This is a genomic window from Bernardetia sp. Wsw4-3y2, assembly GCF_037126295.1.
In the GTDB taxonomy this organism is placed as follows: Bacteria; Bacteroidota; Bacteroidia; order Cytophagales; family Bernardetiaceae; genus Bernardetia.
This window is the reverse complement of sequence record NZ_CP147017.1, coordinates 2588331-2612124: the sequence shown is the minus strand read 5'-3', so window position 1 is coordinate 2612124 and position 23794 is coordinate 2588331. Positions and strand designations below refer to the sequence as shown.

Here is a 23794-nt window from a genome sequence, read left to right as displayed (position 1 = left end):
TACATAAAAACCCTAAGGGTCTTGAAGACCCTTAGGGTTTAATTAGGGCATAAAAGTATTTTATTAACCTATTTTTTCGATCAAATCAGCCGAACGGTTTGAATAACCTGATTCGTTGTCATACCAACCTACTACTTTTACCATAGTTCCATTGGCATAAGTAAGAGCTGAATCAAAAATACAAGAGTGAGGATTTCCTACAATATCAATAGAAACGATAGGCTCATCTGTATATTCCAAAATTCCTTTTAATTCATTTTCAGAAGCTGCTTTCAAAGCTTCATTAATTTCTTCTTTAGTAACTTCTTTTTTCAAAATTACAGTAAGGTCAGTCAAAGAACCATCTGGAATTGGAACACGCATCGCACAACCATCTAATTTTCCTGAAAGCTCAGGTAAAACCAAACCTACTGCTTTAGCTGCACCTGTCGTTGTAGGAACGATAGAATATGCTGCTGCTCTAGCTCTACGAAGGTCTTTATGTGGAGCATCGTGGATATTTTGGTCAGAAGTATAAGCGTGAACCGTTGTGATAAAGCCTTTTTCTACGCCAAATTTGTCGTTCAAGACTTTTACCATTGGCGCAAGACAGTTTGTAGTACAAGAAGCATTTGAAATAAGCGTATCGCTATCTTCCAAAATCTCATCATTTACACCCAAAACTACTGTTTTGATGCCGTCTGAAGCTGGTGCAGAAATAACTACTTTTCTAGCTCCTGCTTTGATATGGTCTTCTGCTTTTTTGTTAGTAAAAAATCCTGTTGATTCTAATACAACATCAATCTTATTTTCTTTCCAAGGAAGTTTTGCAGGCTCTCTTTCTGCTGTTACTTTGATTGTTTTTCCATTGATAGTCAATGAATCTGGAGTAGAAGAGATAGTTCCGTCAAATTTGCCGTGTACCGAGTCATATTTGAGAAGGTGGGCAAGTGTTTTTGTATCTGTAAGGTCGTTGATTGCTACTACTTCGATAGACGATTTTTTCATTAAGGCACGAAACGTAACACGTCCGATGCGTCCAAAACCGTTGATTGCTACACGAATTTTTTTATCTGCCATTCTGAGTTGAGTATTTATGAAGTGAGTAAAACGAAAACGTGCTTTTTAAGAAAAGCTACGTCTTTAAATTGGTGCAAAAGTACGGAATTTTTATTAGAATTTATTTTATCAAAGCGTTATTTATCACTCTGTATGTTTAAAAATTGAGATTTATAATTTTTTATCATAATTAGCGTTTGTATCTACGTTTTTAGAATTTGTTATACTTCCTCCAAAACTCTCGCAACAGAAACATTATTAATATCTATTCCCATAGAATTACAATACTTTTCATAGACTTTTTCTATATCATTTTGATTTAATTCTTCTTCAATTTTGGGAGGAAAAATATAGGAAATAGGCAAATTGTATTCTGTATTTTCTAAACTAGGATATGGACTAAAACGACCAATATGTCTTCCATTGGCAATACAAATAGTCTTTGTCTGAGTAGCTGCGCCAAGGTGAGAAGCAACTGTTTCATTAGTAATTAATAGATTACTTTCAGCTATTTTTTGAGTGAGTTCTATTAGGTTTGTTTTTCCTGTGAGATTAATTATATTCGTCGGTGGGGACACCGACAACAGCGAAGTTATATTTTGAGTTTCGCTTTGATTTTCAGAATTATTTTTATTTTTAATAAAATCAATGATGTTTTGAGCCAAGATTTGTTCGTTTTTTCCTCCAATCAAAATAAAATTTAATTCATTATTGATAGCATTTAATTCTAAAATAAGTTTTGCAAAGTTTTCAAAATGCCACTTTTTATACACTTCACTTGCACCAATAAAAAGAGCAATTTGATTTCTTTTCTTTTCTTTTGTATTTACTTTATTTAATAAAGAAGGATATTTCAAATCAATTTTTCTATTCAAAAACTGTTCAAAGAAAATTTTATTTCTATCAAATTCAAAAACTGGTTTGTTTGGAGTTTCTAATAATTCAGTATAAAAACTATCAGCTAATTTTTTCTCTTTTTCTATCAAATTATCTGTATTTCCTTCGTTTCCGATTCGTTTTTCTGCTCCTGAAACATGTGCAATGGCATCTCCAAAAAGCAATAATCTTGAATAAGTTGATTCGATAGCTATTTGAAAACCTTGTTTTCTAATTTCTTTTTGTTTTTGATAACGATACAAAGGATTTTGATAGAATTTTTTACGGTCAATCCAAATTACCTCATCGACAGTTTCTTTGTCCCATTCTTCAAAAAGAGATTTCCACATTATATTTCCACACAAAACATGCTTATAATTTTTATAGATTGTATCATTTGCTAGTTCTTCTAAAAAATTTCTGAATAGAATATAATCTCCAATTGCATCCAAACGAATGATGAGAAGTGTATTTTTTTCTACTTTATATTTTGTAGAAATACAGACTAATTTATCAATAAAATGGCACAGACGAACCTCAAAAGCAATTTTGATGCGTTCTTTTAGGTTTTGGAAGATTGTTTTTTCTTTCATAGATTTTTTTTATTTACTGCTTCAATCGTCGACACTGAACCAGTAGATAAGAATAAACAAAAAAGCACTCCTAAAAAATAGAAATGCTTTTTTGTTTTTATATAAATTGAGAAGTAGTCTTAGTTAGCTTGTTTCTCTTTATTTTCTTTAGCTTCTTTGGTTGCCTCTTCTTTCGGAGTAGGAGTTGCATTTTTGAGTTCTTCAAAAGTACGTTTTACTTCTCTCTCTTCGTACGATTCTATCTCATCTCCAACTTGAATTTCGTTGTAGTTCTTAATAGAAATACCACATTCAAATCCAGACTTGACTTCTTGTACATCATCTTTATAACGTTTCAATGCCTCAATTTCTCCTTCGTGGATAACAATACCATCACGAATAATTCGGATTTTGTTGTTACGCTTAATACGACCAGTTGTAACCATACAACCAGCAATAACACCCACTTTAGAAACTTTGAATGTTTCACGAATTTCAACTGTACCGACGATATCTTCTTCAATTTTCGGAGCAAGAAGACCAACAATAGCCGACTTAACTTCATCAATTGCTTTATAGATAACTGAATACAGACGTACTTCTACTTGTTCTCTGTCTGCCAATGCACGTGCATTTCTTGATGGACGAACTTGGAAACCAATAATAATTGCATCTGAAATAGTTGCAAGGTTGATGTCTGACTCTGAAATCTGACCTACACCCTTCATTACTACATTTACATTTACCTCATCAGTAGACAGTTTTTGTAGTGAATCTGCCAATGCTTCCACTGAACCATCAACGTCACCCTTAATAATAAGGTTGAGCTGTTGGAAGTTTCCGATAGCAAGTCTTCTATTAATATCGCTAAGCGTAAGACGACGAGTAGCACGAATAGACTGTTCACGTAAAATTTGCTCTCTACGAGTAGCAATATCTTTCGCTTCACGTTCTGATTTCATTACATTAAATCTATCTCCAGCTTGTGGCGCACCATCAAGACCTAAAATCTGAACAGGTGTTGATGGTGGAGCAGTTTCCAAACGATTACCTAAGTGGTCAATCATGGCACGTACTTTACCAAAATGCGAACCTGCTAAAATTACATCTCCTATTTTTAAAGTACCGTTTTGTACGATTGTAGTAGCTACATATCCACGTCCTTTATCCAAAGAAGCATCTACAACAGTTCCTGCTGCATTTCTATTTGGGTTTGCTTTAAGCTCTAATATTTCGGCTTCTAATAGAACGCCTTCTAATAATTCATCTATACCTTCCCCTTTTTTAGCTGAGATATGATGTGATTGATATTTACCACCCCATTCTTCTACAAGAACATTCATATCTGCTAATTCTTGTTTTACTCGGTCTGGGTTAGCTCCTACTTTATCTATTTTATTAATAGCAATAATGATAGGTACTTCGGCAAGTTTAGCATGATTAATTGCTTCACGAGTTTGAGGCATAACCCCATCATCTGCTGCTACTACAATAATAACAACATCAGTAACTTTTGCACCCCTTGCACGCATTGCTGTAAAGGCTTCGTGACCTGGAGTATCTAGGAAAGTAAGTTCTTTACCTTCATCTAAAATTACTTTATAAGCTCCAATGTGCTGTGTAATACCACCAGCTTCACCGTCTGCTACTTTTGCTTTTCGGATATAATCAAGAAGGGTAGTTTTACCGTGATCTACGTGTCCCATAATGGTAACAATAGGTGCACGTTCTTCTAAATCTTCTGCTTTGTCTTCTGCTTCTAGTACTACTTCTGTTTCTTCTTCGGCAGATGTAAACTCTACATCATACCCAAATTCGTCTGCAAGAAGTGTAATAATTTCAGCATCAAGACGTAAATTGATTGAAATCATTACGCCTAAGCCCATTCCTTTAGAGATAAGTTCATTGATAGAAACATCCAGTAAATTTGCAAAATCACTTGCAGGAATAAACTCAGTTACTTTCAATAACTTGTTTTCTACTTTTACTTCGTTTTGTTCGCTTTCACGAGCCTCACGTTTATCTCTTCTATTTCCACCTCTACGACGTCCACCTTTACCAGCACCTGTGTTCATACGTGCAAGTGTAGCTTTGATTTGTTCTTGAACCTCTTTTGCAGTTGGTTCTTTACGTCTTTTCTTACGTTTTTTACTTGCTTCTGACTCTGTTTTTGGCTTCTCAGCAGTAGTTGCTGTACCTTTATCACTTGTGTTCAGTTTAGTCAAGTCTTGAGGTTTGCTATCTGAAGAACCTTCTCCTTCACCTCTACGACGGCGACGGCGACGGCGACGGCGACGAGTTCCATCATCTGACTTATCATCTGATGAAGGTGTTTTTTTCTTTTTAGAGAAAGACGATAAATCAATTTTACCAACAACTTTAAGTCCTGGTAGTTTATCTCCTTGTGAAGAAACAAAATCATCTTCTCCGTCAGTTTTAGCTTTAACAGCTTCTTTTGTTGGAGTTGTTTTAGATGCTTTATTATCTTGACTTGATTTTTTTGAATCTTCTTTTGCTTTATTCAGAGCAGTTTCAGGCTTATTTGTTTTATTATCTATTTTTTTGCTGTCTGAGTTTCTGTTATCTTTTTTAGTAGAAGAAGGCTGTAAAGTAGTTTTTTCACTACTATTTTTATCTTCTTTCTTACTATCTGGTTTTGTACTAATGTTCTTTGTTACTTCTGTTTTCTTATTATTATCGTTCTTAGAAGCTGAATCATTAGATGGTGTTTTAGAATTTTGAGAAGGCTTGTTAGTTACCTTTTCATTTTTCTTATCATCTTGCTTAATATCTCTATTAACTTCGCTTTTAGGATTTATTTTTTCTATTTGTTTCTTATTATCAGTATTTCCTTTTTCAGACGATGAAACTGCTTTATGAGTAGTCTTATTATCAATAGATTTTGTTTTTGGTTCTTGTTTTTCTTCTTTCGGAGTAACTTTATTTGTGTCCTGTTTTACAACTGTTTTGTTTGTACTCGCAGATTTGTTTTGATTAGAACCTGTTTTCTTTTTATTAAACTTATCTAAATCTATTTTTCCTACCACTTTCATTTGATGTGAAGTAGTAGTAAATACTTCAGATTCTGCTTTCTTTTTCTCTTCTTTTTTCTGGTCTTGAGAATCAGCTTGAACAGTCGGCTTTACATTTCCTTTTATAAACAATTCTTTTTCTGGCTCTGTATTGTCATTATCTTGCTCTTTTTCTTTTTCTGTCTGAGCTTTGGCTTTTGTATCTTTATCGATAGTTTTGCCTGTTGCAGAAGTTGTTCCTATTTTGATATTCGACGCTTCTCTTCTGTTCTTGAGTGACCCCTCAAAATCTTTTTCCAAAATTGCATACATTTCCTGATTGATAGGCTCATTGGGATTGCCTTTCAAATCGTGTCCTTTTTTTCGTAGATGTTCGACTATGGTATTGCGTCCGATGTTTAGTTTTCGGGCGACCTGACTAAGTCTCATTTGTTTTTTATTTTCTGCCATAAATTTTTTTTGGGGCGACTTTTAGCCTATCTTCTAAAAATTATCTTTACTTATATACTCTAAAAATTTGTATAATAAAAGGTCAATAAAATTCTAAAAATGATGAGTTGCCTACTTTTGACTCCTAATAGATATGTATTTTAGTGATTTTAGGAGGGTCTGTTCTTAAACTAATTTAAGTTTTTATTGAAACGATATTGGGTTTTGATGAATAAACTGATTTGATACAGTTATATGAATTGTTGAATTTTGTTTATTTACATTAGATTCAAAAAAATGCCTAGATTTAGATAACTAATTAGGGTATTTTGAACTAAGAAATACTTTATCTTACAAAAATACGATAATTTTTAGAAAAAATAATGTAAAATCGTAAAAAAAAGTAAATATTTATTTTTTGTGTACGATTTTCACAAAAATATCTTTAAATAGTAAACCCTAAAAGCAATTTTCACTTCACTCTTAGGGTTTACTTATTTTTGTAACTAGATTATTCGAATTCTTTTTTAAGAACTTCTAAAACAAAATCGATTGTTTCTTCTTCTAAATCTACACGACGAATTAGGTCTTCTCTATTGTATTCCAATACACTTCTTGCTGTATCAAAACCTACTTTATGAAACTCATCGATAATCCAATCATCGATAGCATCTTTGAATTCTGTTAAATCTACATCATCTTCAAAATCATCTACAGCTTCTTCTCTAAAGACATCAATTTCGTAGTCTACTAACTTTCCAGCCAAACGAATATTTTGCCCTCCTTTTCCAATAGCTAGTGAAATTTGGTCACGCTTTAAAAAGACAGCAACACGAGAATTATCTTCGTCTATTTTCATAGAAGTTGTCTTTGCAGGACTCAAAGCACGAGAAATAAGTAATTCTAGGTTTTCGGTATAATTAATTACATCGATATTTTCATTACAAAGCTCTCTTACAATTGAATGAATACGTGAACCTTTCATTCCTACGCAAGCACCAACTGGGTCAATACGATCATCAAATGATTCTACAGCTACTTTTGCACGCTCACCCGCTTCTCTTACCACTTTTCTTACTGCGATTGTTCCCTCTTCAATCTCTGGGATTTCAGATTCGAATAATTTTTCTAAAAACAAAGGTGCAGTACGTGAAAGGATAATTTTGGGATTGCCATTTTGCATTTCCACACGATGAACAACAGCACGAACACTATCTCCTTTACGGAAACGGTCTTTTGGTATCTGCTCTCCTTTTGGCAAACTCAATTCTTTACCTTCACTATCTTGTAAGACTACTTCACGTTTCAAAACTTGATAGACTTCACAGGTAACAATCTCACCTACATATTCTTTGTATTTTTGATACAATAAATCTTTTTCCAAGTCTCTTACCTTTTGGATAAGCGTTTGACGAGCTGTTTGAACAAGTCTTCGTCCAAAATCATCAATTTTGATTTCCTGTGCTACGTCTTCACCAACTTCAAAGTCAGGTTCGATTACTTTAGCATCTGTAAGACGAATTTCTGTTTGTTCATCATATTCTGGTTCATCATCAGCAATAATATTTCTGTATTGCCAAATTTCCAAATCACCTTTTTCAATATTAACAATAACGTCAAAATTTTCATCAGAACGATATTTTCTACGAATAAGGGTACGAAAAACATCTTCCAAAATACGAATCATCGTAGGACGGTCAATGCGTTTTAACCTTGCAAAATCAGCAAAGGATTCTATTAATGTTGAAGTTTCTATACTCATTGTTTTTATATTTTTGTACACCCTAAAAGGATATAGTACATGAATTTCACTATTTTTTCTTGAATGATATTTGAACATGCGCCACTTTCACTTCTTCAAAGTTTAGAGTAGCAGGTTTGTATTTTGTCTTGATTTTTCCTTTTTTTCCTTCAGCCACTTCATATTCTTCAGTAATTTGAAAGATTGGTTTGCCTTCTTCGTTTTGTTCTATTGATTGTAGCTTGCCTACTTTTTTTGTTCCATCTTTTAATTCGAATTCTAAAGTACGTCCTACATGTTGAGGATACTGTCTGAAAGTATGTAATCCATAATCTACTCCTGGTGAAGTAACTTCTAAATTATAAGGATTGTCTTCTCCTTTTTCATCTTTTCCAAACAAATCATCTTCTTCAAAATAAGCTCCAACCTTTCGGCTTACGTTTGCACAATCAGCAATTCCGACACCATCATCTCCATCAATAATAATTATTACTTTGGGAGTTCTAGTTTTTGAAATTTGAATTTCTAATAAAAAAATATGTGTTGAAAGTGCATAATCAAAAAACTTATTTCCTTCTTCACTTGCTTGTGGAGAAGTTGCTTTTTGAATAAAATCACTAATTTTTTCTTTAATAGAATTAATTTGTGCTGTTTTTGAATCGGACATATAATAAAATTAGATTTCAGAATTCAGGAGTAAAAAATGCTATACAAAATATAATAAAACGAAAATGGAAGGCTTTTCTGCCTTCCATTCGTGATTGTTTCCTAATTAGTTACAAAATTACAAAAAAGGGTTTTGTTTTGCAAATTTTCGATTTTACTAAATTGAGTCTTTTTGATTAAATTTCTAAAAGTTAATACAGTAGCCACACAGTCAATAAAGGTAAATAATCTTTCAATGCTACTCGCATTATTTTGAGAGCTTTGCCAATTTGATTTTCTACTGTTTTGATAGAAATTCCTAATATATCAGCTACTTCTTGATAAGACATTTCTTCAAAACGATTAAGTATAAAGACTTCTTTGCAGCGTGGAGGAAGTAATTCTAAGGCAGCTTCAATATGGTTGGATAGCTCTTCTGTTCTGATAGTTGAATCGCTTTGATTAGAATCTACTACCAAATGTTGATACATTGGCTCATCAATATCAAGTGCATTATCAGAGGTAGGGCGTTTTTTGCGAAGATAATCTATGCCTGCGTTGGTGGCTGAGCGTTTGAGATAAGCAGCTAAAGAAGTAGTAATAGTTAATTGTTCTCTTTTTTTCCAAAAATTAAAAAACACCTCTTGGACTATATCTTCTGCAATAGCTTCATCTTTTACCATTCTATAAACTATCCTACACATAGTTGTATAGTGCAACTTAAAAAGTTGTTCTATATCATCTATTAAAATGTTTTTAGTCTCAGACATTTAATAAAGTTAGGAGTAAAGGTTGATAGACTTTTGTAATTTTAAATGATTGGCAAAAATAATACATTCTATATCATTTATTAATAGCTAATAATTAGTTAGTCTTCTTCTTTTTGGTCTTCTCGCTGTAAAACTCTCACTTTTACTTTCTTTACTCGCTTTCTATCAGCCGATTCGATAACAAACTCAAAGGGAGGAAATTCTTTTGTTTCTCCTCGCATAGGCATTTTTGAAAAAAGCTCTAACATCAATCCTCCAATAGACTCACTTTCTCCTTTTACAGTATCAAAATGACTTCCATGTAATTCAAATTCCTTTGCAAAATCACTCAAAAGTGTTTTACCTTCAAAAATATATTCGTCTTCTGCTGTTCTGATGAACAAACGTTCTTCTTCATCATCAAACTCGTCGTTTATTTCACCTACAATTTCTTCGATTACATCTTCTAAAGTTACCAAACCAGAAGTACCTCCATATTCATCCACTACAATTGCCATGTGAATGTGTTTGGTCTGAAAATCTTGAAAAAGATCATCTATTTTCTTTGTTTCTGGAACATAAAAAACATTTTCTCTGATAATTTTTTGCCACTCAAAATCACTTCCTTTTCTCAAATGAGCTAATAAATCTTTTGCATAAATTAGTCCTATAATATCATCCATTTTCTCCTTATAAATCGGAATTCTAGAATATCCACTTTCTTTGATTGTTTCTAACAGATTGTCATAAGATGTTGAATATTCTACAGCAGTGATGGCTGTGCGAGAAGTCATAATTTGCTTGGCATTGATTTGACCAAAATTAATTACTCCTCTCAAAATCTGCCTTGCTTCTTTGGCTGCTTCGTTATTAGTGGTAAGTTCTAATGCTTTATTGAGTTGTTCTACAGAAACAGGTGTTTGATTTTGCCCTTTTTTAACACTTTTTTCTAGTCTCTCACCCATAAAAGCAAGTATCCAAGCAGCAGGTTGAAATATTGTAATGGCAAATGCCATCGGACGAGCAACACTCCTTGAAAATAAAAGTGAACGCTGACGAGCAATAACTTTAGGAACAACTTCTCCAAAAAACACAATAGCTGCTGTCACTATTGCTGTTAAGATAACAACAATAATCCCTTCTTCCTCTCGCCCAAAAATCTGCCACATCATATAGGTCGAAGAAATTACGATAGCAATATTTACTAGATTATTTAATAATAAAATAGTAGCTAAGAGTAATTTTTGTTTGCTAAGAAGTTCTAAAAGTTTTTTATCTACTAGTTTTTTACTGTCTTTACATTCTTCTATTTGCTGAGTAGTAAGAGAAAAAAAGGCTACTTCCGAACCTGAAATCAGCCCCGAAAGTAGCAATAAAATGAGTATAACAAATAATTCTACAGCATACATTGCTAAATTAGAAGCCTGTATGCTATTTATTTGTAAAAGAATATCTAAACTAGAAAAGTTGTCTAAAATGCTTGTGATATTCCAACTAAAACTATCGCTGTCGTTCAATGTCGTAAAAATTAAGTTTTAGATTAGAAAGGAAGATCGTCTTCAGGGTTACTAGAACCACTCAACTCACTTGCCACTTCTGTATTCTGAGTAGAAGAATTTGAAGAGGAAGAATTCGTAGAACTTCCACCATAAGGATTTTCTGTTGGCATCGGAACGCCTCCATTATAATTTCCGTCTCCCATTTTAGCAGTAAATTGAAGGTCATTAGCTACAATTTCTGTTACATATTTTTTTACTCCATCTTGTTCCCAAGAGCGAGTTGAAAGTTTACCTTCTACATAAACTTTGTCTCCTTTTTTAAGTTTTTCTGCTTTTTCTGCATTCCAACGCCACAAAACGACACGATGCCATTCTGTACGTTCTTGCCATTCACCTGATTGATCTTTAAAATTCTCGCTGGTTGCAATAGATATAGTGGATACTTTTGTTCCATTTTCTAAGGTACGAATTTCAGGGTCTTGCCCTAGATTTCCTAATAAGATTACTTTATTTACTCCTGCCATACTTTAAAATTGATTTTAATACAAATTGATTGTAAAATAAACTAATAAAATTGATTTGATTTACTTCGTACTTAGAAACGGTTGTTTGACTAGCTTAAGTATAAATACTTTACTGAATTATAACGTAAAAATACAAAAAAATAATAGATTTAGAAAAGATGTGAGACTAAATAGTCAAGATATTTACTAATAAGCACAGGTTTTGGAATTTTATCTAAGTTTTGCCAATTTATTTCTTCTAAATTATATTTTTTCTTCAATTTATTCCAAAATTCTATTTGCTCTTTTGTATTGTTTATTTCTAGAGTATAAAATTTTGCGTACAAGGTTCTATGAGAAAGTTGGTGTTTGAAGATAATAGATTCGTGAGTAGATTTAAGTTTGGATTCTAGATTCTGAATGCTCTCAAATTCTATATCAAATTTATCTTCCTTCAATTTATTTTGTAATTCCTTTACTGGCTCAAAATTCTTTTTGTCTTTGTTTAAAAATTCTATTACAAAAAAATCATTTAGTCCTTGCCAAATATCACCTTCTTGTCGTTGCCGTATTAAAACTTTTTTTTCTGAATCAATTTCATTTTGCTTTACAAAAACAAAATAGTGCATAAAACGGTCTTTTACAACTGTTTTCTTTCCTTTTATGGGAAGCCTTTCTATCCAACTTTTCTCAAAGGCTCTACATTTTTCTTGCAATGGGCAGATTTTGCAATTCGGATTTTTGGGAACACATTGTAGCGCACCAAACTCCATAATTGATTGATTGTAAATAGCAGGTTCTTTTTTATCGATTAATTTTTGAGCTAATTCTCTAAATTCTTTTTTGCCTTCAGTCGAAGTAATATCTTTTTCTATTCCAAAAAAACGAGCCAAAACACGATAAACATTCCCATCTACAACAGCTTGTACTTCATCAAAAGCAAAAGAAGAAATAGCTGCTGCTGTATAATCTCCTACGCCTTTTAGTTTTTTTATTTCTGTATAATTATTTGGAAAAACACCATTTAGTTCTTCTGAAATATATTTGGCTGCTGCATGTAAGTTTCTAGCTCTTGAATAATATCCTAAGCCTTGCCAAAGTCTCAAAACGGTTTGTTCATCTGCTGCTGCAAGCTGTTGAACAGTTGGAAAATGCTCAATAAACTTTTCATAATAAGGCATTCCTTGTGCTACACGAGTTTGTTGAAGAATAATTTCAGAAAGCCATATTTTATATGGATTTTGAGTATCACGCCAAGGTAAATCTCGTTTGTTCTGCTGATACCAAGATATGATTTGTTGAGAAAAAAAAGTGTTCTTATCTTTTGACATTTATTTTTTAAGTTAAAGTAAGAGTAAGTAAACACAGAATTACAGATACAGTTTTGATAAAAAGTAATTTAAAATCAATAAATTTGTGAATAAAATAAGAATCTCAACGTTCTTTTTATAATTTTCCTAGGCTAAAACAAAAAGTAACATTCAACTACTATGAAATTAAGTTTTAAAATAAATAAAGTAAAATCTATAAATTGTATTTTATCTCTTTTTTTAATCTCGCTTTTCTATACTATTTCTAATTCTGTTTTAGCACAAGATAGTCGTTTTACACAGTTTTGGAGCGCACCCATGACTGTAAATCCTGCTTGGGCAGGTACAATTCCACATTGGAGAGCATCTGTTTTGTATCGCCAACAGTGGTATGGCGTAAATGGTGGAATTCAGTCTTTCTTTGGTGGATTTGATTATAACTTAGGAACAGGCAGAGGAGCTTTAGCAGGTTGGGTAAAACAAGACAGAGTGGGTTCTTTAAATGCAAATAATTTGGAAGTGGCTGCAATTTATTCGTATAGAGTTCAGTTTCAGAATGATTGGCAACTTTCAATGGCAGGGCAATTTAGTTATGGACAACGAAGTCAGGGAATGGATGGTTTGCGCTTTGAGGACGCCATGCTCAGTGGAAATGTAACACAAGAAGAGTTTTCAAACTTCACACTTCGTTATCCTGATTTTGGGACTGGTTTTGTGGCTTATAACTCTAAAATGTGGATTGGTGCAGCAGCTTATCATCTTTTACAACCTGATATTTCAGTTTCAAATATAAGAGATCAGATTCCTATTCGAATTACAGCACAGGCAGGTTATAGAATTGCTTTGAATGATGAACATACACTTGTTCCTTCTGCAATTTTTCAATATCAAAGTCCATTTTTACAAGTTGATACAGGCATTAATTGGGAGTGGGACTTCTTATATGCAGGAGCTTGGTATCGTGGTTTGCCAACTCGCAGTGGCACACAACTTTTGCCTTCATCAGCACTTGCTTTAGTTAGTGGAGTAAAAGTAGAAAATTGGCAGTTTGGCGTAAGTTATGATTTTGCTTTGGCTTCGCTTGTTAATGTAGGTGGAAGCTATGAAATTAGTCTTACCTATATGCCAAAATATGATTTGAGACGTTCAGCACGAGGAAGGGAAGAGGTAAAATGTCCGATTAACTTCAAATAAAATTGATAAGCTAGGAAAAGTATGAATCTTATCCTAGCTTATAAAAAAACTACATTCCTAGATTAGAACAATCTTGTAATTTGATATTCTCAAATGTTTTGACTTGATTATTAAATTTAATTGTTACTAAATCAAAAGTTCCATATATACAATCAGCTTCTTTTTCTTCATAATTGCATTTACTTGTAGTTATTTCTAAACCTTCTCCTTTGAAAGTATAAATTCCTTCATTAATATTTATTTCTGTGATAGAATAAGGATCATTTCCGATAGCTATTTCTCCTGTCTTATTTTTTTCATTGATATAACAAAGAATTCCTTCTTCATTTTCTAGGGCAACTCCTCCATACATATCAACATTATCACGACTAAAAACTGAAACATCAAAATCATTATTAGTTTGCTCTGAAGAAGAAGTGCGAGTTTCATTACTTATTTCAGATGTTTGTGTTTCTTCTAAATTTTGGTTCTCTTCTGTTTTAGTTTCCCTATTTTGACAAGAAGCTAAAAGACCAACTATAAAAAGCAAGACAATTATATTTTTCATTTTTTGAGATTAGAAGGTGGCTAAAAAATTTTCCAAAGCTAGATACAAAGCAAATTTAAACAAAACAAATACATCAAAAAAGAAAGTATTTTTTTCTAAAAAGTAAAGTTTATCATTTAGTATTTCTCACTCTGAAAAATTATGTCTACTGGCGAAGTTATGAGGCTATTTTGATAGAACTTTGATGTAGTCTTTGCCCTTTTTTTCCTGTTATTAAGTTTTTAATAGAAGTCAGAAAAGGAAAAGATGGAACAGAAGCCATAATTTTTAAATCAGTAAGAAAATCAGTTTGTTCGTCTAGGAAAAGTAAAACTCTTTCAATAGAATTATTCTGAAACATATCCGTAAAAATACGTTGAATGTCTTTTGGATTGCGTTCCATGATATTCAAAATCATTTTGTCGTAAGTTTCAAATTGCTTATTGAATTTTTCTTCATAATTAGGACTTCCAGTTTTTTCCCACGCCTCAACTCTACATTCTGCATCTCTATACATTCTCAAAAATGCATAACCCGTACTTGGTTTGGCTCTTCCTGCTTTTGTGCCTAAATAAATTATATTTTTTGGCTTTGGTTGCTCAAATTTAAAATCAGTCATCGGAATAACTCCATATTCTTCTTCTAAAACTCTAAAACCTTCTACTTTGAGTTTCGTAGCCATATAAGTTTCCAAGCGAACTTTATAAAGCTCTTTGTTTTCTAAAAGTTCTCCAGAAAAAAGTGTATATTCAACTAAGGCTTTATTAGGAGAAAATGGCAAAACATATACAAACTCTACGGCATTTCGTTGTGGCAAACGCATATCAAAAAGTTGTGCTACTTCGGTATCAAAAACAACTTCATCCGTTTCAACAACATAACCAAAAAAGTGCTGTAATAAAGAATGATAATCATTACTTTTTGGTGGAATATCTTCTTGTAGAAAACGAGAATCAAAAACATATTCAGAGTGAAAAGTCTTGTTTTCAAATTCTTCTGTCAATTTTACTTCTGCTTCTGTATCAGAAATTGATTTTACATCACTTACTTCTGCTTGCAAAAATTCTATATTTTCGAACTCAGATAATTTAGCATTGACAAAATTATAAAAATCAATCCCACGAATCATTTTATATTTGAGAGACTTTAGCGTGTCTATTTTATCTATTTTTGGAGCAATAAAGCGCACTTTTTGCCATTCTTTATAAACTAAAATATCAAAGTCTGTCTTTTTATTTGTCCAAAAAGACCATGAACGATTATTTTTGTCTTTTTTTTCTTTGTCAATAACTAGAATCTTTTTTTGAGATAAGGTTTCGTCTTTTGTCATTTTGTAGAGTAACATCAATGCTGCTGCGCCTCCTCCTGTAAAAATTATATCGTAATTCATTATGTATTTTAGATGAAAAAAGTATTTATAAATATGGCTTCAAAACTGCTTTTCTTTTCATTATGTTTGGCTATATTCAAGCTAAAAATTTACTTTTAGATTACTTTTCGATGAACCTGTTCTTTTTATTGGTAAATAATTTAATTCTATGATAGACTTAGAAAAACTAAACCATTATTTTGGTATGTTTAAGGGCTTGGGAATGCAAGATTTGAAAGATTTGTTTGCAAATACAAGCCTCAAAACACTTGAAATTTCTGATTTTTTTATAAAAGAAGGAGAACAAAAAAAACAAATTGCCTATATCAAAAAAGGGTTGATGCGTGTTTTTTCGGTTGATGAAAAAGGTGATGAAATAACAACTGCCATTCGGTGGGAAGATCAATTTATTACTTCGTATGATGTTATTCTGTATGAGCGTCCTTCTCGTTTTTATTATCAAGCCTTAGAAAAAACAGAGATTTTAATAATAGATTATGATTTGGTTCAAGGAATTATAGCCAAAAATCCAAAATTAGAACAAGGTAGATTATTTTTTTTGCACAATGTCCTCAAAGACTCTTTTGCAAGAATAGAATCATTCACACTCTATTCTCCTGAAGAACGTTATATAGAATTTGTCAAGTCAAAGCCCAGCATTGTAAACCGAGTTCCTGATAAATATATTGCTACTATTTTGGGAATGACACCTGTTTCACTTTCCAGAATTCGAAAACGAATTGCTACGAAGGCTCAAAAAAAATAATTCTTTTTTTTCATTACTTATCTTTTGTTAATCTCCAAAGGCTCTCTTGTATAGTATATTTGTATAAATAAAATCAATCATAAGTCATTCATTATAAACTGGTTGATAAGTTTATACACTCTAAAACAAACATACTATTATGGAAACTCAAGCCTTTTATTTTTCGCCTTATGTACCTCTTATTAGCAATCTACTTCGCTACTTAATTTTTGCAGGGTTAGCTTTTTTGATTGTCTATAAATTATTTTCTAATGAATTTTACAAGAATAAAATTCAAAGTCGTTTTGCCCAAAAGAAAGATTTTTTGAGAGAAATAAAACACTCTATTTTCTCCACACTTGTTTTTGGAATTATTGGTTTTGGCTTTATTTATTCTTCCCTTGGAGAGTATTCACAGATTTATACAACTATGTCTGATTTTCCGTTGTGGTGGTTGCCTGTGAGTGGTTTTTTGGTACTTGTGATTCAAGATACTTACTTTTATTGGATGCACAAAACTATTCATTCTCCCAAATTATTCAAGCGCATTCATCGCATTCATCATCAATCTATCAATCCTTCACCTTGGGCTGCTTATTCTTTTCACTTTGTAGAAGCTATTCTTGAAGCTGTGATTATTCCGATTACACTTTTTATTATTCCTGTTCATCCTTTTGTTATTCTTGCAGTTACTTTTACTTCTTTTTGGTTTAGTGTTTACGGACATTTAGGATTCGAAATTACTCCAAAATGGTTTAGAAACTCATTTCTTTTTGAAATCATGAATACTTCGGTTTATCACAATCTTCATCATGCCAAATTCAAAGGTAATTATGGACTTTATTTTAGATTTTGGGATAGAATAATGAACACAGAAAATCCTGATTATGTAAAAGAATTTGATAGAATTCAAGAAAATCGTTTTGAAAAAAATGTATCTTATATTTTGGACTTGGATAGCATACATCAAGAGTAGAATTTTCAGAAATATTCTTTTTAGTTTTTTGTTATAAGACAGCCGTACCAAAATAAAGATAGAAGATTTGGTACGGTTAAACTCATAGATACCAGACTCTAAAACTATTTCTTACTTTTTGCTTGCTTGAAATAATATTTGCTTTTCTTTTTGTGTAAGCGACTCATAACCAGAAGCCGAAATTTTATCTAAAATTTCATCAATTGTATTTTGTTCTTCAGTAGATTTTTTTGCTCGTGCTTGTTTTTGTTGATTATATGCTTCATCACTAGCAGCACTTCCACCTCTATAAGCCTTCATTTTAGGTTTTCTTTTGAAAATATTCTGAAAGAAAGTAACAAAACTCACAACAGGCTTGCTCCAATCATTTCCCTTTCTATATTGAACCACAAATAAATAACCTATCAATGCACCTCCTAAGTGTGCCATATTGCCTCCTGCATTTCCACCAGCTAATGATACAAAAGACATAAGAACAACAGCCAAAGCAATCCATTTTAAACTCACTTCTCCAAAAAAGAGTAATCTCATTTTTGTATTAGGAAGTAAAGTAGCTGCTGCTACCACTACAGCATCAACTGCTGCTGATGCGCCAATTGCCCCTGCCATGTGAGGCTTGAAAGCAATAAAATAAGGTACTAAATTGTATAACATTAAAAATGCAGTTGCTCCTGCAAATATTCCCCATACATAAACACCTAGAAGTCGATTAGAACCTGCTTCTGAAACAACAATATTTCCAAACCAATAGAATATCAACATATTAAAAATAATATGTAGTGTATCTCCTAAAGAATGGGTAAATGCGTGAGTAATTAATGTCCAAGGACGATATAATACGTCCATAAAATCTGCTGGTAGATATAATGCTTTTATAGCAAAATCTTGTAAAGCAGGAAAACCCCCAAATTTAGAAATAATTACTATAGTTGCAAATAATAGATAAACAGCTACATTTATCATAATGATTCGCATTACTACATTATTTGATTTACTCCATTCATATTGTAATCTATCTCGTAATTCCATTTTATTTTTAATTTTATTTTTATTTTTATTTTTATTTTTATTTTTATTTTTATTTTTATTTTTATTTTTATTTTTATTTTTTAATACAAAATTTTATGAGTATTAATTGCTTTACTATTGTTGAGAGTGCATAACAAATTGTCGCACCAGTAATTTGTATTTGTAGGGAAAAGGCATGTGTTTTCCCAAAATAGTCATTTATAATTTATTTAGAGCTACTAAATTTCCTACTGAGTAGGGAAAGGCGTGCCTTTTCCCTACATAAAAATGTTGATATGCCAACCAACGACATAAAATATTAATTCCACCTCATCGGTTTATCGCTTTTCCCCCACAATTTAACCAAAATAATTCCAAATATAAAGCCTCCAATATGTGCAAAGTGGGCTACATTATCTGTCGGATTAGCTTGATAAATAGCATAAATTTCATACAAAGCATATCCAAAAACCAAATATTTGGCTTTTATCGGAATAGGTGGAAAAAGTAAAACTAATTTTATATTTGCAAAGACAATCCCAAAGGCTGCCAAAATTCCGAATACTGCACCTGATGCACCAACAGTTTGAATATTTCGTTTTGCGTAAGCAATATTATCAACCAAACTTGTTGCGTTACTAATATAAGATTGATTAGTTGGATTTTCTTCAAAATCATTTACAAAGTTTCGTATTTCAGTAGAACGATCATAGGCATAAAAACCTTCTCCCTTCATAAATGATGTGAATTCAGCAGGAGTTGGATGTGCTTTAAACTCTTCTACTTGTATTTGCATGTTCTGAACTTCCCAAGCACTTACACCCACATGCAAAACAGCTGCTCCCAAGCCTGCAATCATGTATAAAGCAAGAAATTTTTTAGAATCAAAATAAGTTTCCAAAGGAGGTCCAAAGATATAAAGGGCATACATATTTCCTAAAATATGCCACAAACCAGCATGTAAAAACATATGTGTAACAAGCTGATAAGGTGCAAATGTTTCTGCTCCAAAATAACGTAAAGCAAACATTTCAGATAAATCAATTCCATAATTCTGTAAAATATATTGCAGAGCAAAAATAACGATATTAAGAATCAATAATACTTTTACAACAGGTGTTAGTTTAGACATATTTCTTTATTTTATGTAGATTCTAAGTGTTTTGAAAAACCTTAGGGTCTGTATATTTTGTTTTAGATTATTACTATTTTTTATCAAAAAAGGTTTTCATTATTGCTCAACCATTTGATAACTTATCATTATTTAGCTCTTTCATTGAATTTCTTACCATTCTACCAATTCCAAAAATAGTAATTACAGTTAGCAATACAATTATTATTTCTGAATACGGAAAGTCACTTGTTGTTTCATTTTCTATCAAACTCTTTAGGTTTTGTGCTCTTGTGCCTATATAGATTGCAAAAAGAGTTCTGGGCATCATTCCTATAAAAGAACCTATCAAAAAAATCTTCATTGGAAAACGAATGGCAGAAAGCACCAAATTCATGACTGAAAAAGGCAAGACAGGCGAAAGTCTTACTAAAATAATCAATTTCCAGCTTTTTTCTTTCAAAGAAGTCAAAAAATGACTTACTTTTGGCTTTTCTAATAGATTTTTATGAATTTTTTCACCTTCCAAAAATAATCCCAACTGATAACCTGTATAAGAAGCAATCAAATAAGAACCAATCATCAAAGGTGTTCCTTCAAAGCCTAAAAAATAACCTGTCAAGAAAGCCATCAATGTAGTAGGCATAAGCGCAAAACCCATCAAAATACTAACTCCCAAATATAGAAAAAGCCATTGCCAAAAATTCCATAGTAGAAGTTCACTTTCAAAATACAAAAGCAATACCGTAATGCCTGTACTTGCCAAAATGGGTAATAAGGCTGACAAAATTACCATGCTGATGCTACGAATATGTTTTTGTAATGTGTTTATTGTTTTTTTCAGGAATTGCATCAAAGAAAGGCAAATAAAATAAAGTGTTAAAATTTTATTTCTTTCTAACTAACTAATCAAACCTATGTTTGTGCATTTTATAATTTTCAAAACTCAAAAATTTTGTCGTACTTCAATTTTGGAAAAAAATATAAAAAAAACAGAGTGAAATCTCCTATAAAAGCATCTTTATTTATTTTTTCAATCATAAGAATTACTCATTTAGTAATTTTTTTGAGTGGTCTTTTTTTTGTGTTATTTCCTGTTTTTTCATTTGCTCAACAAACTATAAATCTTGATTCTAAAAAAACACTTTCTCAATATATTTTTAGAAAATGGACAACTGAAGAAGGATTACCTTCAAATGCTATTATAGATATTATTCAAGACCAAAAAGGATATATTTGGATAGCTACTCATGATGGATTAGCTCGTTTTGATGGCGCAAAGTTTACCCCCTATACAGTCAAAAATACGCCTATTATTCGCTCTCATGCTATTCGCTCACTTTTATCTGACTCAAAAGGAAATGTTTGGGTAGGAACACAGCGAGGGATTTTGAAATTTGAAAATAATGAATTTAGTGTTCCTATAGAGTTTAATATTTTAAATGAATACAATATTGAAGCAATCTATGAAGATAAAAATGGAATTGTTTGGGTAGGAACAAGTACAAACGGTATTTTTTATTATCAAGACGAACAGTTTAGACCTCTAAAAGAACTTCGCCTATATTTACAAGGAGCTGTGGCTTCTATTTTTGAAAAAGATGATGCACTTTACTTTACATCTCTTCGGGGTGATATAGTACGCTATAAAAACCAACAAATAAGCCGAATAATAGATTTTGAACAGACAAGAGGAATTTCATTTGCCAAAACAATCAATACAACTACATGGGTAGGAACAGAAAACGGGTTAAAACTATTACAAGGAGATTCTTTAGCTGATTCTCCTTACAAAAAAATAACGGCTATAAAAGATGCATCTGATATTTTGGAAGACCAAAATGGTTTTTATTGGATTACTTCTGAAAATGGATTATATCGTTTTAATAAAAAAACAAAATTACTAGAGCATTACAACGAAGATCAAGGTCTGTCTAGTAATATTCTACAAAAATTATTAGTGGATAGAGATGGTAATATTTGGATTGCTATGTTTAGAGGTGGACTTGCCCAGATTTTAGATGGAAAATTTGTTAATATTAGTCCTAGTGAAGGGCTTTGCTCTAATGTAATTTATTCTATTGTACAATTTACACCTGATAAATATCTTATTGCTGGAGAAAGTGATTCTATTTCTATTTTATATGGAAATACTGTCAGAAATGCAAAATTACCTTTACAGCTTCCAAGCCAGCGTATTCGTCACTTACTTTTTGATAGAGATTCTAGTCTTTGGATAAGCACCTATAATGGTCTTGTCAAAATTACACGAGAAAATAAACATAAAATTTACGGATTAAACGACGGACTTTTAGATGACCAAGTTCGTATGACTTTTGAAACAAAAGACTCTACTTTGTGGGTAGGAACACGAAGAGCAGGACTTTTTTATCTTACACACCAAGACTCTTTCAAAACAGTAAGTAAAAACTTAGCTTCAGAAACCATTATGAGTATGGCAGAAGATAAAACAGGAAATTTTATTGTTGGAACAAAAAGAGGAATTTCTTTTATAGAAAACAAACAAATTGTTAAACAGCTTTGGACACAAAACGGACTCGCAAGTAACATTGTTTTTTCAATTTTTGTAGACGATAATAATATAATTTGGTTAGGAACAGATTCAGGACTTACACGCATAAAAGGAGAGCAAATTACAAATTATGATGCCAGTTCTGGATTGTGTGAAGGAACTGTTTTTGATATTTTAGAAGATAGAGAGGGTTATTTTTGGTTACCTTGTAATAATGGTTTAATGCGAATACAGACCAAACAACTCAATGATTTTGCAGAGAAAAAAATTGATTTGGTAGATTGTCGTTTTTTCAATCGAACAGATGGAATGAAAAGTGACCAAATGGTCGGAACAGGAAGAGGATTAGTAGATTTGAAAGGGAATGTTTGGTTTCCAACTTATAGTGGAGTTGTTCATATAAATCCATCTTCTATCACAAAAAGAAAAAATGAATCTCAACCTATTTTTGAAAAACTAGAAACTGATGAAAAAACTATTTATGATTTTAATAAAGATATTTCTTTAGAAGCAGGAACGCAGTATTTGACTATTTTCTTTACAGCCTTTGATTATACAAACTCCCTTTCACTAGACTTTAAATATCGTCTTGATCCTTTTGATAAAGACTGGATAAACTCTCAAAATCAGCGTAGTGCATCTTATACCAACCTTCCTCCTAACGAATATCGTTTTGAAGTAATCACTAAAAAAGGAGATGGAACTTGGAATGATGAAAATCCTGCTATTCTAAATTTTGTAGTAAAACCTCATTGGTATCAACGATTAGGCTTTCAAGTAGGTGGTGTTTTGGGTGTGATTCTTCTTTTCTTACTTATTTATTATCTTAGAAATTTACAGTACAAACGAAATCAAATTTATTTAGAAAAAGAAGTTTCCAACCGAACAGAAGAAATTGTAAAACAAAAATCACAGCTTCAAATACAAAAAGAAGAGTTACAAGATACTGTTCAACGACTCAATCAAACCCAAATTCATTTGGTTCAATCTGAAAAAATGGCAAGTTTGGGACAGCTTACAGCAGGAATTGCCCATGAAATAAATAATCCCATAAATTTTGTTTATGCAGGAGTAGATGCTCTTCAAACTACCTTAGATGAACTTATGGAACTTATGGTTTTATATGAAGAATATGAAGTATTAGAAAAATCAGAGAATAATACAGAACAAGCTCAAAAAGAAAATCAACAAAAGAAAAAAGAAAAATTTAATCAAATATTAGAATTAAAAACTCAAATTGAATTTGAGGAATTAAAAGAAGATTTGAATCAACTTGTAAAAGATATTCGATATGGAGCACACCGAACTAGCGAAATTGTAAAAGGTCTGCGTACTTTTTCTAGGTTAGATGAAGTAGAACTTCGTTGGGCAGACTTACATGAAAATATTGTGGCTACACTTGTTATTTTGCGTCCTCAATACAAAGATCATATAGAAGTAATCAGAAATTTTGATAGTGGTATTTCTCAAATAGAATGCTTCCCAGGTAAACTCAATCAAGTTTTTACAAATATTATTGCAAATGCTATTCAGGCAATAGATGAAAAAAGAGAAAAAGAAGATATTAAATTACCTCAAAAAGATAAAATCATTATTTCTACTCAAAAACTCTCCCAAGAAGAATCACCTTTAAACATCAAAACAGCTAAAGTTTCTATTCAAGATTCTGGAAAAGGAATGAGTGAAGAAACACGTCAAAAGATTTTCGAACCTTTCTTTACTACAAAAGGAGTCGGAAAAGGAACAGGTTTAGGACTTTCTATTAGTTTTGGATTAATAGAAAAACATCAAGGAAAGATGGAGGTAGAAAGCAAAATGGGAGAAGGAACTACATTTTTGATTTATTTACCTATTGATAGAAGTGAAATTTTGAGTGAATAAAAAAACCTCTATCTACTTTTTCAAATAAATAAAGGTCTAAATTTTTCTTTGCTATTT

18 protein-coding genes are annotated in these 23794 nt (G+C 31.8%); 4 read left to right on the top strand and 14 right to left on the bottom strand.

Annotation, left to right across the window (positions count from 1 at the left end; genetic code table 11):
- Positions 1–63 precede the first annotated feature (63 nt).
- The 9 genes from gap to mutY all read right to left on the bottom strand — a co-directional run bounded on the left by gap (position 64) and on the right by mutY (position 12415).
- Complete coding sequence (gene gap / locus V9L05_RS10585; RefSeq protein WP_338811865.1) at positions 64–1059, bottom strand: type I glyceraldehyde-3-phosphate dehydrogenase; 996 nt, start codon at positions 1057–1059, stop codon at positions 64–66.
- Positions 1060–1259: 200 nt separating this feature from the next.
- Positions 1260–2507 (bottom strand): glycosyltransferase family 9 protein, encoded by a 1248-nt coding sequence (locus tag V9L05_RS10580; RefSeq protein ID WP_338811864.1) that lies wholly within the window; start codon positions 2505–2507, stop codon positions 1260–1262.
- Positions 2508–2626: 119 nt separating this feature from the next.
- Positions 2627–5968: a translation initiation factor IF-2 gene (gene infB / locus V9L05_RS10575; RefSeq protein WP_338811863.1), complete on the bottom strand. Its 3342-nt coding sequence runs from the start codon at positions 5966–5968 to the stop codon at positions 2627–2629.
- A 490-nt stretch (positions 5969–6458) separates the two neighbouring features.
- The gene (nusA, locus tag V9L05_RS10570; RefSeq protein WP_338794188.1) at positions 6459–7703 is read right to left on the bottom strand and encodes a transcription termination factor NusA; all 1245 of its coding nucleotides are present in this window, start codon (positions 7701–7703) and stop codon (positions 6459–6461) included.
- Positions 7704–7758: 55 nt separating this feature from the next.
- Entirely contained in the window at positions 7759–8355 is a 597-nt protein-coding gene (locus V9L05_RS10565; protein ID WP_338811862.1) for a hypothetical protein, read from the bottom strand.
- A 190-nt stretch (positions 8356–8545) separates the two neighbouring features.
- Complete coding sequence (locus V9L05_RS10560; RefSeq protein WP_338811861.1) at positions 8546–9037, bottom strand: RNA polymerase sigma-70 factor; 492 nt, start codon at positions 9035–9037, stop codon at positions 8546–8548.
- A 164-nt stretch (positions 9038–9201) separates the two neighbouring features.
- Positions 9202–10599, bottom strand: a complete 1398-nt coding sequence (gene gldE, locus V9L05_RS10555; protein WP_338793279.1) for a gliding motility-associated protein GldE — start codon at positions 10597–10599, stop codon at positions 9202–9204.
- Positions 10600–10622: 23 nt separating this feature from the next.
- Complete coding sequence (locus V9L05_RS10550) at positions 10623–11105, bottom strand: single-stranded DNA-binding protein (protein WP_338793280.1); 483 nt, start codon at positions 11103–11105, stop codon at positions 10623–10625.
- Positions 11106–11254: 149 nt separating this feature from the next.
- Positions 11255–12415 carry an A/G-specific adenine glycosylase gene (gene mutY / locus V9L05_RS10545; RefSeq protein WP_338811858.1) on the bottom strand — a complete coding sequence of 387 codons (1161 nt, stop codon included), beginning with the start codon at positions 12413–12415 and terminating at the stop codon, positions 11255–11257.
- Between the two features lie 159 nt (positions 12416–12574).
- On the opposite strand from mutY, the gene V9L05_RS10540 reads away from it, so the two are divergent.
- Positions 12575–13588, top strand: coding sequence for a PorP/SprF family type IX secretion system membrane protein (locus tag V9L05_RS10540; RefSeq protein ID WP_338811857.1), 1014 nt, complete (start codon positions 12575–12577; stop codon positions 13586–13588).
- 49 nt (positions 13589–13637) lie between these two features.
- Here the strand turns inward: V9L05_RS10540 and V9L05_RS10535 are convergent, their stop codons facing one another.
- Together V9L05_RS10535 and V9L05_RS10530 are read right to left on the bottom strand one after the other, a co-directional pair.
- A complete protein-coding gene (locus V9L05_RS10535) occupies positions 13638–14135 on the bottom strand; it encodes a hypothetical protein (RefSeq protein WP_338811855.1) in 498 nt (165 codons plus the stop codon).
- 157 nt (positions 14136–14292) lie between these two features.
- The gene (locus V9L05_RS10530) at positions 14293–15504 is read right to left on the bottom strand and encodes a lycopene cyclase family protein (RefSeq protein WP_338811853.1); all 1212 of its coding nucleotides are present in this window, start codon (positions 15502–15504) and stop codon (positions 14293–14295) included.
- 148 nt (positions 15505–15652) lie between these two features.
- Here V9L05_RS10530 and V9L05_RS10525 point away from each other — a divergent pair, with 148 nt between their 5' ends.
- Together V9L05_RS10525 and V9L05_RS10520 are read left to right on the top strand one after the other, a co-directional pair.
- Positions 15653–16249 (top strand): Crp/Fnr family transcriptional regulator, encoded by a 597-nt coding sequence (locus V9L05_RS10525; protein ID WP_338811852.1) that lies wholly within the window; start codon positions 15653–15655, stop codon positions 16247–16249.
- 139 nt (positions 16250–16388) lie between these two features.
- Positions 16389–17204 carry a sterol desaturase family protein gene (locus tag V9L05_RS10520; protein WP_338811851.1) on the top strand — a complete coding sequence of 272 codons (816 nt, stop codon included), beginning with the start codon at positions 16389–16391 and terminating at the stop codon, positions 17202–17204.
- Positions 17205–17315: 111 nt separating this feature from the next.
- Here the strand turns inward: V9L05_RS10520 and V9L05_RS10515 are convergent, their stop codons facing one another.
- From V9L05_RS10515 to V9L05_RS10505, 3 genes are all read right to left on the bottom strand, one after another.
- Positions 17316–18233 (bottom strand): rhomboid family intramembrane serine protease, encoded by a 918-nt coding sequence (locus tag V9L05_RS10515; protein ID WP_338811849.1) that lies wholly within the window; start codon positions 18231–18233, stop codon positions 17316–17318.
- Between the two features lie 298 nt (positions 18234–18531).
- Positions 18532–19344: a rhomboid family intramembrane serine protease gene (locus V9L05_RS10510; RefSeq protein ID WP_338811848.1), complete on the bottom strand. Its 813-nt coding sequence runs from the start codon at positions 19342–19344 to the stop codon at positions 18532–18534.
- A gap of 106 nt (positions 19345–19450) precedes the next feature.
- Positions 19451–20110, bottom strand: coding sequence for a VTT domain-containing protein (locus tag V9L05_RS10505; RefSeq protein ID WP_338811846.1), 660 nt, complete (start codon positions 20108–20110; stop codon positions 19451–19453).
- Positions 20111–20320: 210 nt separating this feature from the next.
- Between V9L05_RS10505 and V9L05_RS10500 the strand changes: the two genes are divergently transcribed.
- Positions 20321–23737: a two-component regulator propeller domain-containing protein gene (locus V9L05_RS10500; RefSeq protein ID WP_338811843.1), complete on the top strand. Its 3417-nt coding sequence runs from the start codon at positions 20321–20323 to the stop codon at positions 23735–23737.
- Positions 23738–23794: the final 57 nt, after the last annotated feature.